General features: G+C 73.9%; 16 protein-coding genes. 13 read left to right on the forward strand and 3 right to left on the reverse strand.

Going from position 1 to position 13,474, the window contains the following annotated elements:
• Window positions 1-646 precede the first annotated feature (646 nt).
• From ABD345_RS25380 to ABD345_RS25390, 3 genes are all read left to right on the forward strand, one after another.
• Window positions 647-1,480 (forward strand): sulfurtransferase, encoded by an 834-nt coding sequence (locus ABD345_RS25380; protein ID WP_344554933.1) that lies wholly within the window; start codon window positions 647-649, stop codon window positions 1,478-1,480.
• Window positions 1,481-1,520: 40 nt separating this feature from the next.
• A complete protein-coding gene (locus ABD345_RS25385; protein WP_014137449.1) occupies window positions 1,521-1,811 on the forward strand; it encodes a DUF1416 domain-containing protein in 291 nt (96 codons plus the stop codon).
• Window positions 1,812-1,891: 80 nt separating this feature from the next.
• Window positions 1,892-2,182, forward strand: a complete 291-nt coding sequence (locus ABD345_RS25390; protein WP_344554935.1) for a DUF3099 domain-containing protein — start codon at window positions 1,892-1,894, stop codon at window positions 2,180-2,182.
• On the opposite strand, the gene ABD345_RS25395 is transcribed toward ABD345_RS25390, so the two are convergent.
• On the reverse strand, window positions 2,176-2,538 hold the full coding sequence (locus ABD345_RS25395; protein ID WP_344554937.1) for a DsrE family protein: 363 nt from the start codon (window positions 2,536-2,538) through the stop codon (window positions 2,176-2,178). The genes ABD345_RS25390 and ABD345_RS25395 overlap by 7 nt on opposite strands.
• 240 nt (window positions 2,539-2,778) lie before the next feature.
• On the opposite strand from ABD345_RS25395, the gene ABD345_RS25400 reads away from it, so the two are divergent.
• From ABD345_RS25400 to ygfZ, 3 genes are all read left to right on the forward strand, one after another.
• Window positions 2,779-3,381: a heme-binding beta-barrel domain-containing protein gene (locus ABD345_RS25400; protein ID WP_344554939.1), complete on the forward strand. Its 603-nt coding sequence runs from the start codon at window positions 2,779-2,781 to the stop codon at window positions 3,379-3,381.
• A gap of 85 nt (window positions 3,382-3,466) precedes the next feature.
• Entirely contained in the window at window positions 3,467-3,913 is a 447-nt protein-coding gene (locus ABD345_RS25405; RefSeq protein ID WP_344554941.1) for a Fur family transcriptional regulator, read from the forward strand.
• 10 nt (window positions 3,914-3,923) lie between these two features.
• Complete coding sequence (gene ygfZ / locus ABD345_RS25410) at window positions 3,924-4,874, forward strand: CAF17-like 4Fe-4S cluster assembly/insertion protein YgfZ (RefSeq protein WP_344554943.1); 951 nt, start codon at window positions 3,924-3,926, stop codon at window positions 4,872-4,874.
• Window positions 4,875-5,012: 138 nt separating this feature from the next.
• Here ygfZ and dtd read toward each other — a convergent pair whose 3' ends face one another.
• Window positions 5,013-5,444 carry a D-aminoacyl-tRNA deacylase gene (gene dtd / locus ABD345_RS25415; RefSeq protein ID WP_344554944.1) on the reverse strand — a complete coding sequence of 144 codons (432 nt, stop codon included), beginning with the start codon at window positions 5,442-5,444 and terminating at the stop codon, window positions 5,013-5,015.
• Window positions 5,445-5,791: 347 nt separating this feature from the next.
• Between dtd and ABD345_RS25420 the strand changes: the two genes are divergently transcribed.
• The 3 genes from ABD345_RS25420 to ABD345_RS25430 all read left to right on the forward strand — a co-directional run bounded on the left by ABD345_RS25420 (window position 5,792) and on the right by ABD345_RS25430 (window position 7,653).
• Window positions 5,792-6,313, forward strand: a complete 522-nt coding sequence (locus tag ABD345_RS25420) for an RsiG family protein (RefSeq protein ID WP_344554945.1) — start codon at window positions 5,792-5,794, stop codon at window positions 6,311-6,313.
• A gap of 61 nt (window positions 6,314-6,374) precedes the next feature.
• Window positions 6,375-7,325 (forward strand): asparaginase, encoded by a 951-nt coding sequence (locus ABD345_RS25425; RefSeq protein WP_344554947.1) that lies wholly within the window; start codon window positions 6,375-6,377, stop codon window positions 7,323-7,325.
• Between the two features lie 100 nt (window positions 7,326-7,425).
• Complete coding sequence (locus ABD345_RS25430) at window positions 7,426-7,653, forward strand: dodecin (RefSeq protein ID WP_344554949.1); 228 nt, start codon at window positions 7,426-7,428, stop codon at window positions 7,651-7,653.
• 102 nt (window positions 7,654-7,755) lie between these two features.
• On the opposite strand, the gene ABD345_RS25435 is transcribed toward ABD345_RS25430, so the two are convergent.
• The gene (locus ABD345_RS25435; protein ID WP_033217614.1) at window positions 7,756-8,247 is read right to left on the reverse strand and encodes an inorganic diphosphatase; all 492 of its coding nucleotides are present in this window, start codon (window positions 8,245-8,247) and stop codon (window positions 7,756-7,758) included.
• Between the two features lie 77 nt (window positions 8,248-8,324).
• Here ABD345_RS25435 and dacB point away from each other — a divergent pair, with 77 nt between their 5' ends.
• The 4 genes from dacB (at window position 8,325) to hpt (ending at window position 13,289) form a co-directional block, all read left to right on the forward strand.
• Window positions 8,325-9,884, forward strand: a complete 1,560-nt coding sequence (dacB, locus tag ABD345_RS25440; protein WP_344554951.1) for a D-alanyl-D-alanine carboxypeptidase/D-alanyl-D-alanine endopeptidase — start codon at window positions 8,325-8,327, stop codon at window positions 9,882-9,884.
• Window positions 9,885-10,130: 246 nt separating this feature from the next.
• Window positions 10,131-11,294: a zinc-dependent metalloprotease gene (locus ABD345_RS25445; protein ID WP_344554953.1), complete on the forward strand. Its 1,164-nt coding sequence runs from the start codon at window positions 10,131-10,133 to the stop codon at window positions 11,292-11,294.
• Between the two features lie 243 nt (window positions 11,295-11,537).
• Entirely contained in the window at window positions 11,538-12,671 is a 1,134-nt protein-coding gene (gene tilS, locus ABD345_RS25450) for a tRNA lysidine(34) synthetase TilS (protein WP_344554955.1), read from the forward strand.
• 78 nt (window positions 12,672-12,749) lie between these two features.
• On the forward strand, window positions 12,750-13,289 hold the full coding sequence (gene hpt, locus ABD345_RS25455) for a hypoxanthine phosphoribosyltransferase (RefSeq protein ID WP_033217699.1): 540 nt from the start codon (window positions 12,750-12,752) through the stop codon (window positions 13,287-13,289).
• Window positions 13,290-13,474 lie beyond the last annotated feature (185 nt).

A 13,474-nucleotide genomic window follows, 5' to 3' on the forward strand; every position in this document is an offset into this window, starting at 1 on the left:
CAGCGCGCGGTTGGCAACCTCCACGGCCACACTCTCCCCCCAGTCGACGGAGCAGTCTCCCATGGCGAGGCAAACGTTGTCTGATGCAGCACTAGGCCCCGTTCGGATCCGCACTGGGCCCCGTTCGGATCCGGGCGGCCCGACCGTCCGCTGGGCGAGACGCGCTGTCCAGCCGTGCCGCCGGAACGTCCGGAAACGCCCGCTCGCCCGCTCCCCGCACGGGGACCGGGCCGGACGGCGCGGAAGCGAAAACCGGTAAATCCCACCATGCGGATGATCCGGTCTCAGCATTCGACACGATGATGACAGCGCCCCCACCGGTTCCCTAGCATCGTGGTCATGAAGCGACAGGCGGACCTCACGAAGCGGCGGGCGGTAGACCACTGCCGCGTGTCGAGCTGCCTGTGTCGAATGCGCTGACCGGCGGTCGCGCCCCGCAGTCCCGGCACGTCCGCCCTCGTTCCGACGCCGCTTGACCGGTAGCCACGGGCACCGGTGCGTCCGGAGCGACGAACACACCCCTTGAACCACCCCGGCCGAAGCCGCGCCCAGCGCCGTCCCAGCATGCGGACAGGTGTGCGGACGCGTGCGGTCCGGAGCACTCCCAGCAGCCCTTCCGCCAACCGCCCCCGGATGGAGAACCCGCATGAGCCGCAGTGACGTCCTGGTCGACGCCGACTGGGTCCAGGCCCACCTGGACGACCCGAAGGTCGTCATCGTCGAGGTCGACGAAGACACCGCCGCCTACGACAAGAACCACATCCGCAACGCGGTCCGGATCGACTGGAAGAAGGACCTCCAGGACCCGGTCCGCCGCGACTTCATCGACCAGGCCGGCTTCGAGGCGCTGCTGTCCGCCAAGGGCATCGCCAACGACGACACCGTGGTGCTCTACGGCGGCAACAACAACTGGTTCGCGTCCTACGCCTACTGGTACTTCAAGCTGTACGGCCACGGCGACGTCCGCCTGCTGGACGGCGGCCGCAAGAAGTGGGAGCTCGACTCCCGCGAGCTGGTCGTCGAGCAGCCCGAGCGGGCCGCCACCCAGTACACCGCGCAGCCGGCCGACTCCTCGATCCGCGCCTTCCGCGACGACGTGGTCAACGCGATCGGCACCCTGAACCTGGTCGACGTCCGCTCGCCCGACGAGTTCTCCGGCAAGCTGCTCGCCCCGGCCCACCTCCCGCAGGAGCAGTCGCAGCGTCCGGGCCACGTCCCGTCCGCCAAGAACGTCCCGTGGGCGAAGAACGCCAACGACGACGGCACCTTCAAGAGCGACGACGAGCTCAAGGCCCTCTACGAGGCCGAGGGCGTCGACCTGGCGACCGACACCATCGCGTACTGCCGGATCGGCGAGCGCTCCGCGCTCACCTGGTTCGTGCTGCACGAGCTGCTCGGCCAGGAGAACGTCAAGAACTACGACGGTTCGTGGACCGAGTACGGCAGCCTGGTCGGCGTGCCGATCGAGCTCGGCAACTGAGCTCCGGCTCGCGCGACAGCAAGGAAGAGGGAGACAGATCATGTGCGGTGCGAAGGCCGGCGGTCCGGACCTGGCAGGAGTTGACGTGGCCAACGAGACGATCATCCAGGGTTCGGTGACCCGCAACGACGAGCCGGTCAACGGCTACGTGCGGCTCCTCGACGAGAACGGCGAGTTCACGGCCGAGGTCCCGACCTCGGCGACCGGGCAGTTCCGGTTCTTCGCCCGCCCGGGCAAGTGGACGCTGCGGGCCCTGGTGCCCGGCGCCACCGTGGACCGCCAGGTGGTCGCCACCCAGGGCGAGTTCACCGAGGTCGCGATCGCGGTCTGAGGACCGCGCGACGGCGTGACAGCGTGACGAGGGGCCCGGACGCCTGACGGCGGCCGGGCCCCTCGGCCTACCCTGGAGGGGTGCAGGCACACCGACGGCACGTGCGCTACTTCGTGATGATGGGCGTCTGCCTGGCGCTGTTCGTCCTCGCCTGGGGCGTGGTGCGCTTCTGGTCGGTCGGCGCCGCCATCGGCATGTGCGTGGTCGCGATGGTGATCCCGCCGGTGGCCGCCGTCCTGGCCAACAAGCGCGACCGGGACGACGACTGGTGGAACGACCCGCGCTGGGACGACCCGCACTGGGAGCGGCGCGGCCACGACCGGGACGCGCCGGACCGCGAGCCGCCGGACGACGGCCCCCGGCGTCAGTAGACGAGCGCCCTGGCGCCGTCCGCCATCACCTCGGACAGGAACACCTGCGCCCCGGCGATCCGCACGCCCTCGATCACGTCGGCCTGCGCGATGTCCCGGCGGGCCGCGCACTGGGTGCACAGCGTGACGCTCCCGCCCGCCAGGACCGCCTCCAGCAGGTCCGGCAGCGGCGCGGAGTGCGGCAGCTCGAACTCGGCGGCCTTCCCCGGTAGGGCGAACCAGGCGGACTCCCCGGTCAGCCAGAGCGAGACCGGCACGCCGCTGGCGACGGCGACCGAGGCGACCGTGAAGGCCTGCGAGCAGCGTTCCGGCGCGTCCGCACCGGCGGTGACCTTGATGACCAGCTTCTTCGACATGCCCCAGAGACTACGGGCGCGGGAGCCGCCGGATAGACTCGCGCCGTACCACAGCCCGTCGACCCGCCCCTGGAGCGCACCGTGTCCGGTCTTGAGATCTTCTTCGACAGCCTGCTGGCTCTGATGGCCGTGCTGATCACCTGGTTCGCCATCTTCTCCGTCATGAAGCTCTACCAGGGCCAGCGCTGACGACTGCCGTACGGTTGACCCGGTAACCGTCCGACGACACCAGCCAGGACCATGATCGAGATTCCTTCCGACCTCCACCGCGACGTCGTCCCGCTCGCCTTCCTCCTCGGCACCTGGGAGGGCGCGGGCGTCCACGCCCCCCTTCCCGGACAAGAGGGCCCGGGCAGCGAGAAGTGCAACTTCGGCCAGGAGCTCGTCTTCCGGCACGACGGCCGCCCCTTCCTGGAGTTCCGCTCCCGCACCTGGGTGCTGGACGAGCAGGGGGAGAAGGTCCGCCCGCTGGAGACCGAGCACTCCTTCTGGCGGGTCACCAGCAACCAGCACGGCACCAGCGGCGAGCGCGAGATCGAGGTCTCCTCGGTCCGCGACGACGGCACCGTGGAGATCTGGTACGGCAAGCTGCACGACGGCAAGCCGCAGATCGACCTGGCCACCGACGCGGTCGCCCGGATCGAGGGCGCGGCCCCCTACAGCGGCGGCAAGCGGCTGTACGGCCTGGTCAAGGACGAGCTGCTGTGGGTCGGCGAGAAGGCCGCCCCCGAGGTGCCGCTGCGGCCGTACATGTCGGCGCAGCTGAAGAAGGTGCTCAACCCGGCGCAGCTGATCCACGACATCAACGACCTGCCGGACGACGGGATCGCGTTCTTCCGCTGACCCGATCGCACGCGCACGGGTAGGGGCCGGCCGGTCGGCCGGTCCCTACACTTGTCGCACGACCTCTCACCGGGCAGGGACACACGTGGCGAACAGCGAGACCACCGACTGGAAGGCCGACCTGCGCGAGCGCGGCTACCGGCTCACCCCGCAGCGCCAGCTGGTGCTGGAGGCCGTCGACGTCCTCGACCACGCGACCCCGGACGAGATCCTGGTCCAGGTCCGCAGGACCGCCAGCGGCGTCAACATCTCCACCGTCTACCGGACGCTGGAGCTGCTGGAGGAGCTCGGCCTGGTCTCGCACGCGCACCTCGGCCACGGCGCCCCCACCTACCACCTGGCGGGCCGGCACACCCACCTGCACCTGGTCTGCCGGGACTGCGACAAGGTCACCGAGACCGACACCGAGATCGCCGCCCCGCTGATCGACAGCCTGCGCGCCGAGCACGGCTTCGACACCGACCTCAAGCACTTCGCCATCTTCGGCCGCTGCGCCGACTGCACCGCCAAGCTGGAGAACGGGCAGCCGTAAGCTGAGGGGTATGAAGAGCCCGCTGCTTGCCCTGCCCGGCGCCGTCCCGGCCGAAGGTCCCGACGAGGGGGTCGCCGCCCACTACGGCGACCTGTTCCGCGAGCAGCGCGCGCTGGCCGCCGGCCGCGGCTTCGTCGACCTGTCGCACCGCGGCGTGATCACCGTGACCGGCCCGGACCGGCTGAGCTGGCTGCACCTGCTGCTCACCCAGCACGTCAGCGAACTGCCGCCGCAGCGGGCCACCGAGGCGCTGGTGCTGTCCCCGAACGGGCACGTGGAGCACGCGCTCTACCTGGTCGACGACGGGGAGACCACCTGGATCCACGTCGAGCCGGGCGGCGTCCCCGCGCTGCTGAAGTACCTGGAGTCGATGAAGTTCTGGAACCGGGTCGAGGTCGCCGACGCCACCGAGCAGTACGCCGTGGTGTTCCTGCCCGCCGGCTCCACCGCCCCGGTCGGGAGGGCCGCCGCGGTGCGCGAACTCCCCTGGGGCCGCGACCTGTTCCTGCCGCGCGCCGAACTCGCCGCGGCCGCCGAGGAGTTCGGCCCGGCGGCGGGCGTCTGGGCGTACGAGGCGCTGCGGGTCGAGGGGCACCGGCCGCGGCTCGGCTTCGAGACCGACCACCGCACCATCCCGCACGAGGTGGACTGGCTGGGCAGTGCCGTGCACCTGCAGAAGGGCTGCTACCGCGGCCAGGAGACGGTCGCCCGGGTGCACAACCTGGGCCGCCCGCCGCGCCGGCTGGTCTTCCTGCACCTGGACGGCACCGAGGAGAAGCTGCCCGCGCACGGCACCGAGGTCCGGGTCGAGGGCCAGGAGCGCCCGGTCGGCTTCGTCACCTCCTCGGCCCGGCACCACGAGCTGGGCCCGATCGCGCTGGCCCTGGTCAAGCGCAACACCCCGGTGGACGCGGTGCTGCTGGCCGACGGCGTCCCCGGCACCCAGGACGTCATCGTCTGATTGTCCTCGCTCGCCTCCGGGCGCTCTGACCCGGCGCCGACACTCCTCGCTCCAGCACTCCCTCCTCCGTCGGTCACTTGTCGCTCGTCGCTTTCGGCACCGGCGCGCCCTTCGGCTCGCAGGGGGGCGAGGCCGGACCTACACCTCCAGCAGCACGGTGAACGGCCCGTCGTTCACCAGCGAGACCCGCATGTCGGCGCCGAACCGCCCGGTCTCCACCTTCGCGCCCAGCGCCCGCAGTTCGGCCACCACCGCGTCCACCAGTGGCTCGGCGACCGGGCCGGGCGCGGCGGCGTTCCAGGTGGGGCGGCGGCCCTTGCGGGCGTCGCCGTAGAGGGTGAACTGGCTGATCACCAGCAGCGGGGCGCCGAGCTCCGAGCAGGAGAGCTCGGGGCTGCCCGGGAACAGCCGCAGCGTCCAGAGCTTGCGGGCCAGTTGGGCGGCCTGCGCCGGGGTGTCCTCGTGGGTGGCGCCGACCAGGACGCACAGGCCCGGCCCCTCGATCGCGCCGACCGTCTCGCCGTCCACCGTCACGGCCGCCCCGGCGACCCGCTGCACCACTGCTCGCATGCCGCCCATTGTGCCGGGGCGGGTCCACCGGGGGCGCACGGCACCCGGTTGCGCGCCGGGGTCGCACGTGGTGCGCCCCGATTCGTGCAGGTGAACCCGTGGCGCGGATTCTTCGTACTAGCCAGGGGTGTTCGCCAGGGGGCCGTTCGGGTACTCGGGCGTGCGGCGCCGGGGCCCGGGGTGGCACGCTGTCCGACGCCCGGGGCCACCCGGGCCCCGCGGGGGCGTCCGCCGTCCCGGCGAACCGCGTCACCCGCACGAGTGGCACCGCCCGCCGGGGGGAACCCTGGGAGGCGGGCGGCCCGTGCTACCGGCGGGCACTGGTACTACGGCAGGTGGTCGGATTGATGGACGTGAGCGCGGTCGACGGGCTGGCCGGCCTGGCCCTGGAGGAACTGCGGGTGCTCCGCAGGGACGCCCTGGAGCAGGAGGCCGACCTGTCCTACCTGCGCCGCCTGCTGCACGGCCGGATGGACATCCTGCGGGCCGAGCTCCAGCGCCGGGAGATCATCCCGCAGCAGGCCGCCGGCGAGGCCCCCTGCGCCCTGCTGGACCGGCTCCCGGCCATCCTGGCCGACGCCCCGTCCGCGACCCGCCGCCCGGCCCGGCACGTCACCCTCGGCCCGCCGCGCGGCGAGCGCTACCGGCTGGAGGCCGACGCCCTGATGGGCGACGTCCAGCTGGCCGACCTGGCCGCGCACCCCACCGCCGACCTGCTGGCCGCCGTCGAACGGCTGGACGAGCACCAGCGCGAGGTCTCCGGCCGCCGCCAGGCGCTCCAGCGCACCGCGGACGACTGCGGGGCGGAGATCACCCGCAGGTACCGTGAAGGGGAGGCCCGGGTCGACGACCTGCTCAGCGAGCGCTGAGCGGGGCGGACGCGGCCGGGCCCACCCCACCCTCGCCCGCACCGCCCCTGGAGACCCACCCGTGTCGCAGTCCGCCCTGCCCGCCCTCGCCGAGGTCATACGCTCCGGCTTCACCGAGGGCCGCCACCGCGGTTCGCTGGTCCTGCTCGACGCCGACGGCGCCGTCGAGTTCTCGCTCGGCACCCCCGAACTGCCGGTCTACCCGCGCTCCACCGCCAAGCCCTTCCAGGCCGTGGCCACCCTGCGGGCCGGCCTCGACCTGGGCGGCGAACAGCTCGCGCTGGCCGCCTCCAGCCACTCCGCCGAGCCCTTCCACCGCGCCGCCGTGCGCAAGCTCCTCGCCGACGCCGGGCTCACCGAGGCCGCCCTGCGGCTGCCCGCCGACCTGCCGCTGGACGGGGTCGAGGCCGAGGAACTGCTGCGCTCCGGCGGGGAGCGGGCCCCGATCCTGATGGACTGCTCCGGCAAGCACGCCGCCTGGCTGGCCGCCTCCGCCGCCAACGGCTGGGACCTGGAGACCTACCTCGACCCGGCCCACCCGATCCAGCGGCTGGCCCGCACCGCCCTGGAGGAGGCCGCCGGCGAGCGCGCCGCCCACCTGGGCACCGACGGCTGCGGCGCCCCGCTGCTGGCCGTCTCGCTCACCGGCCTGGCCCGCGGCTACCGGGCCCTGCTGCTCGCCGACCCGGGCACCGAGCAGCGCCGGGTCGCCGACGCGATGCGCGCCCACCCCGAGTACGTGGCCGGCACCCGCCGGGCCGACACCTGGCTGATGCGGGCGGTGCCCGGCGCGCTGTCCAAGATGGGCGCCGAGGCCGTCCAGGTGGTGGCGCTGCCCGACGGCCGGGCCCTCGCCTTCAAGGTCGAGGACGGCGCGGAGCGGGCCCGCGGCCCGGTGCTGGCCGCCGCGCTGCGCCGGCTGGGCGTCCAGGACCCGGTGCTGGAGCGGATCGCCGCCGCCCCGCTGCACGGCGGCGGCAACGTGGTGGGCGAGGTCCGCGCCGCCTTCTGAGCCCGGACCACCGTCGGCGGACGCCGGGATGCCCGCGGCGGCACTTCGGTGCACGGTGGACGGCGGGGGAGCCACCCGCCGCCGCACAGGGAGAGACGCCATGACCGACCACACCTACCGGGTCACCGAGATCGTCGGAACCTCGCACGAAGGGGTGGACGCCGCGATCCGCAACGGCATCGCCCGGGCGAACCGGACGCTGCGCAACCTGGACTGGTTCGAGGTGGTGCAGGTCCGCGGCCACATCGAGGACGGCGCGATCGAGCACTACCAGGTCGGCCTCAAGGTCGGCTTCCGGCTCGACGACAACGACGGCGCCGACGCCTGACGACCGGCCGGGGCAGCCCGGCGACGCGCGAGGGGCGGGAGTCCGGACCGGACTCCCGCCCCTCGCACGGGTGCTGCGGGGTGCCCCTGGGGGCGGTACGGCTCAGTGGCCGCCCTGCTCCTGCAGGCGCTTGATCGAAGCCTCGATCTCGGCCTCGGCCTCGGCCCGGCCGACCCAGTCGGCACCCTGGACCGACTTGCCCGGCTCCAGGTCCTTGTAGACCTCGAAGAAGTGCTGGATCTCCAGGCGGTCGAACTCCGACACGTCCTGCAGGTCCTGCAGGTGCGACCAGCGCGGGTCGGTCGCCGGGACGCAGAGCAGCTTGTCGTCGCCGCCGGCCTCGTCCGTCATGTGGAACATGCCGATGGCGCGGCACTTGATCAGGCAGCCGGGGAAGGTCGGCTCCTCCAGGATGACCAGTGCGTCCAGCGGGTCGCCGTCGTCCGCGAGGGTGCCCTCGACGTAGCCGTAGTCGGCCGGGTAACGGGTCGAGGTGAAGAGCATGCGGTCCAGACGGAGCCGGCCCGTTTCATGGTCGACCTCGTACTTGTTGCGCGAGCCCTTCGGGATCTCGATCAGGACGTCGAACTCCAACGGTTCCTCCAAGGGTTGGGACTGACAGAATCCAAGTGTCTCCTACGGCGGGGTGTGCTCAGGAAAGGGGCCGGTCGGTGAGATCAGGGACAGGGGCGGGACGGGGTCGCAGGGCGGCGCTGGCGGCCGCGCTGGGAGTGGTGCTGGCGACCGGCACGACGCTCGCGGACCCGGCCGCGGCCCAGCCCTCGCCGGACCCGGCGCACAGCCGGCACGCCGACGACGGCCGGCACCAGGGACCGGACCAGGACCGGGACCAGGACCGGGACCGCCGGGACGGTGGCGACGACGACGGCGGGAAGGACGGGAAGGCCGGCGGCCGCGGCGACGGCGGGCAGCAGCGCCGGGACGACCGGCACCGGTCGGTGCCGGTCAGGGGCCCGGTGCTGGCCGCCGGGGACGCCGCCGACAGCAAGGCGCCGACCGGCGGCGGGCTGCGCACCGCGCTCGGCGACACCGTCCAGGACCGGGCGCTGGGCACGCTGAACTTCGCCGTCGCCGACGCCGCCACCGGCGAGTTCCTGTTCGGCTCCCAGGAGAACGTCCCGGCCACGCCCGCCTCCACCACCAAGCTCGCCACCGCCGTCGCCGCGCTCGCCCTGCTGCCCGCCGAGCACCGGATCGCCACCACCGTCGTCCGGGGCGCCGCCCCCGGCGAGATCACCCTGGTCGGCGGCGGCGACCCCACCCTGACCGCGCTGCCCGCCGACCAGGTCCGGATCGGCGGCGCCCCCGTCGACCGGGACAGCGCCCCCGCCTCGATGGCCGAACTGGCCCGCCGCACCGCCGCCGCGCTGAAGGCCGCCGGCGGCACCGAGGTGAAGCTCTCCTACGACACCTCGCTGTACAGCGGCCCGCTGCTGCACCACGACCACGACGCGATGAACATCGCCGCGGTCACCCCGCTGATGGTCGACGAGGGCCGGATCGACCCGCGCTCGCCCGACGAGGCCCCGGCCCGGGTGTTCGACCCCGCCGGGCAGGCCGCCGACTCCTTCGCGGCCCTGCTGGCGGCCGAGGGGATCACCGTCCGGGGCAAGCCCGCCCAGGCCACCGCGGCCGCCGGCGCCACCGAACTGGCCCGGGTCGAGTCGCCGACGATCGGACGGCTGGTGGAGCGGATGCTGACCACCTCCGACAACACGCTGGCCGAGGCGGTCGCCCGGCAGGCCGCGATCGCCGCGAAGCAGCCCGCCAGCTTCGAGGGCGCGGCGAAGGCCGTGACCGGTGAACTGGCCGCGCTCGGCGTGCCGTTGGACGGCGTGCTGCTCACCGACGGCAGCGGCCTGGCCAAGGCCAACCTGATCCCGCCGGTCACCCTGGTGAAGCTCCTCGCCGCGGCCGCCGCCCCGGACCACCCCGAGCTGCGCCCGGTGATCACCGGTCTCCCGGTCGCGGGCTTCTCCGGCACCCTGGTGAACCGTTTCAGCGCCAAGTCTGGGGCGGGCGAGGCCGCGGGCATCGTCCGCGCCAAGACCGGCACCCTCCAGGGCGTCAACACCCTGGCCGGCACCGTGGTGGACGCCGACGGCCGGGTCCTGGCCTTCGCCCTGATGACCCGCACCGACGCCGACCCGGCCACCGCCCGCGCCGCCGTCGACCGCATCGTCGCCAAGATCGCCGCCTGCGGCTGCTGAAGCCCTGCGGGCGGCTCGGTGCTGCCCGAGGGGGACGGCCCTGCGGGTGGCGCGGGGGCGGGTGGGAGACGTCCCGCGGCTGCTGAAGCCCGTCGGGGGCCGGTCGGGTGCCCGTTCTCCGTCCCTCCGGCTTCTCCTGCTCGTCCCGCTCGCGTGCCGGCCGCGGGCCCGCGCTCCGCCCGTCCGGCGGCTCCCGCCGTTCGCGGGTCCCTCCCCCGGGAGGGGGCGAGCACGTACGGTGAGGGCATGACGAGCGCGAGCGGCGGTGCGGAGATGGTCGACTGGGATCTCGCGGTGGCGACCGCGACGCGGCTCGCCCGGCCGGGGCCGCGGATCGGCCGGGAGGAGGCCCGGGCCGCCGTCGCCGAGCTGCGGCGGCACGCGGCGCAGGCCGAGCGGCACGTGCGCGAGTACACCGGGATGGGGTCGACCGCGGTGGCGGGGACGCCGGTGCTGGTGGTGGACCGGCCGGGCTGGGTGCGGGCGAACGTGGCGGGCTTCCGGACGGTGGTGCGCCCGTTGACGGAGAAGCTGGCGGCCCGCCGGCAGGGCGGCGGCCGGGGCGCGGCGGTGGCCGGTTCGGCGGGGGCGAAGGCGACCGGGGTGGAGGTCGGCGTGGTGCTGGCCTTCCTGTCGGCGAAGGTGCTGGGCCAGTACGAGACCTTCGCCCCGGCGGAGCTGCCGAGCGCCCCGGACAGCCCGGAGGGCCTGTTCGACCAGCCCCGGCGCGGGCTGGCGGTGCCGCCCGGGCGGCTGCTGCTGGTGGCGCCGAACATCGTCCAGGTGGAGCGCGAACTCGACGTCGACCCGCACGACTTCCGGCTCTGGGTGTGCCTGCACGAGGAGACCCACCGGACCCAGTTCACCGCGGTGCCGTGGCTGCGCGACCACATCCAGTCCGAGGTGCAGGACTTCCTGGCGCAGACCGACGTCGACCCGGCGGCCTTCCTGGAGCGGCTGCGCGAGGCGCTGGGCGGCCTGCCGCTGCCGGGCCTGGGCGGCCGCCGGGAGGGCCGGGAGGGTGCGGCCAGCGTGACGGACCTGGTGCAGACGCCCGCGCAGCGGGAGATCCTGGCCCGGTTGACGGCGGTGATGTCGCTGCTGGAGGGCCACGCGGACGTGGTGATGGACGGGGTGGGGCCCGCGGTGGTGCCCTCGGTGGCGGAGATCCGGGAGAAGTTCCAGCGCCGCCGCGACCGGGGCAGCGGCCGGCTCGACCTGGCGCTGCGCCGGCTGCTCGGGATGGACGCCAAGCTGCGGCAGTACCAGGACGGCGCGGTGTTCGTCCGGGGCGTGGTGGAGCGGGTCGGGATGGAGGGCTTCAACCGGGTGTGGACCTCGCCGAACACGCTGCCGACCAAGGAGGAGGTCCACGACCCGGCGTCCTGGGTGTCCCGGGTGATCGGTTGAGCGCGCTTCCCGGGCCGTTCCCGGACCGCTCCGGGTCCGGTCGCGACCGGTCCGTCAACCTGGCGAGTCGTACACCTGGCGGCAGCCGTAACGTTTCTCCATTCACCCGTACGTGGGACGGTGGATCCGCCGTTGGCGCGGGTGGCGTGGGCGGTGGCCGGATTCTGCGACCATCTGTGAGCGCCTGGTGACCGAGAGCTGACAGGCGGCCGACGTACCCCCCTCCGCCAAGGAGTGCCAACCATGGGCCCACACCCCGCTGTCGCGGCGATACGCCTCGCCGTCCGCCGTACCCTCGCCGAGCTCGCCGCCGAGGCGGGCGTCGTCCCCGGCGGCCAGGTCCGCCCGCGCACGCCCGCGCCGGTGCCGGTGCCCGTGCTGGCCGGCACCGCGACGGTGCCCGGCACGCTGATCGGCAACGCCCGCCGGCACCCCTCCGGTCTGCCCCGCACGCCCGCCGCGCCCGGCTCCCCGCTGGTGCTGGTGGCGGTCTCCGGGGGCGCCGACTCGATGGCGCTGGCCACCGCCACCGCCTTCGAGGCCCCCAAGCTCGGCCTGCGGGTCGGCGCGGTGACCGTCGACCACGGCCTGCAGGACGGTTCGGACGAGCGGGCCGAGCAGGTCGCCGTCCGGCTGCGCGAGCTCGGCCTCGACCCGGTGGAGGCGGTCGCCGTCCGGGTGGGCCGCGGGGGCGGTCCGGAGAACGCCGCCCGGGACGCCCGCTACGCGGCCCTCGACCTGGCCGCCGAGCGGCACGGCGCGCTGGCGGTGCTGCTCGGGCACACCCGCGACGACCAGGCGGAGACGGTGCTGCTGGGCCTGGCCCGCGGCTCCGGGTCCCGCTCGCTGGCCGGGATGCCCGCCCAGAAGGGCCGCTACCGCCGTCCGCTGCTGGAGCTGGACCGGGCCGCCACCCGGCAGGCGTGCAGCGCGCAGTCCATCCCGGTCTGGGACGACCCGCACAACACCGACCCGGCCTACACCCGCTCCCGGGTCCGGCACGAGGTGCTGCCGGTGCTGGAGAAGCACCTGGGCGGCGGCGTGGTCGAGGCGCTGGCCCGCACCGCCCGCCTGTTCCGCGACGACGCCGACGCCCTCGACCAGTGGGCCGCCCTGGCCGAGCGCGACCTGCGCACCCCCGACGGCGCCCTGGACGTCGGCAAGCTCGCCGAACTGCCCCCCGCGGTGCGCCGCCGGGTGCTGCGCCGGGCGGCGCTGCGCGCGGGCTGCCCGGCCGGCGACCTGTTCGCCCGGCACCTGGAGACCGTGGACCTGCTGGTCACCGGCTGGCGCGGCCAGGGCCCGCTGCACCTACCCGGGGGCGTCGAAGCCGTGCGGCGGTGTGGCACGCTGGTGTTTCGGCGACAGGGCGACTGAGCACGAACCAGTCGGACCGGCGCCGCCGAACCCAGACCCCGAACGTTTGAGGACGTATCCCCGGTGGACCAGAACGACATGGGCGCAGACCTCGCGAAGGTGCTCATCAGCAAGGACGAGATCGACGCCAAGCTGGTGGAGCTGGCCGCGCGGATCGACCAGGACTACGCGGGGAAGGACCTCCTGCTGGTCGGCGTCCTCAAGGGCGCCGTCATGGTGATGGCGGACCTGGCCCGGGCCCTGCACAGCCAGGTGACCATGGACTGGATGGCGGTCTCCTCGTACGGGATGGGCACCAAGTCCTCCGGCGTGGTCCGGATCCTCAAGGACCTGGACACCGACATCGCGGGCAAGGACGTGCTGATCGTCGAGGACATCATCGACTCCGGCCTGACGCTGTCCTGGCTGCTGGGCAACCTGGGCTCGCGCGGCCCGGCCTCGCTGAAGGTGTGCACCCTGCTGCGCAAGCCGGACGCCGCCAAGGTGGAGATCGACGTCGAGTACGTCGGCTTCGACATCCCGAACGAGTTCGTGGTCGGCTACGGCCTGGACTACGCGGAGAAGCTGCGCAACCTGCCGTTCATCGGCACGCTCGCGCCGCACGTGTACGGCGGCTGAACCGTTCGGGCGACGGGCGGGAACAGGGCACCGTTCCCGCCCGTTGAGCGGGGGTAGGAAAATAGGCCGCACCGTGGTGCGATCCCGCCGGGACCGGGGGTCGCTGCGGTACGGTCCAATCAAACGCTCGTCTTACGAGCACATATCGGATGCGCCGAGGCCCCACAGCCGAGCAGCGCCCGTTG

The organism is Kitasatospora saccharophila, from assembly GCF_039529925.1.
Lineage (GTDB): Bacteria > Actinomycetota > Actinomycetes > Streptomycetales > Streptomycetaceae > Kitasatospora > Kitasatospora saccharophila.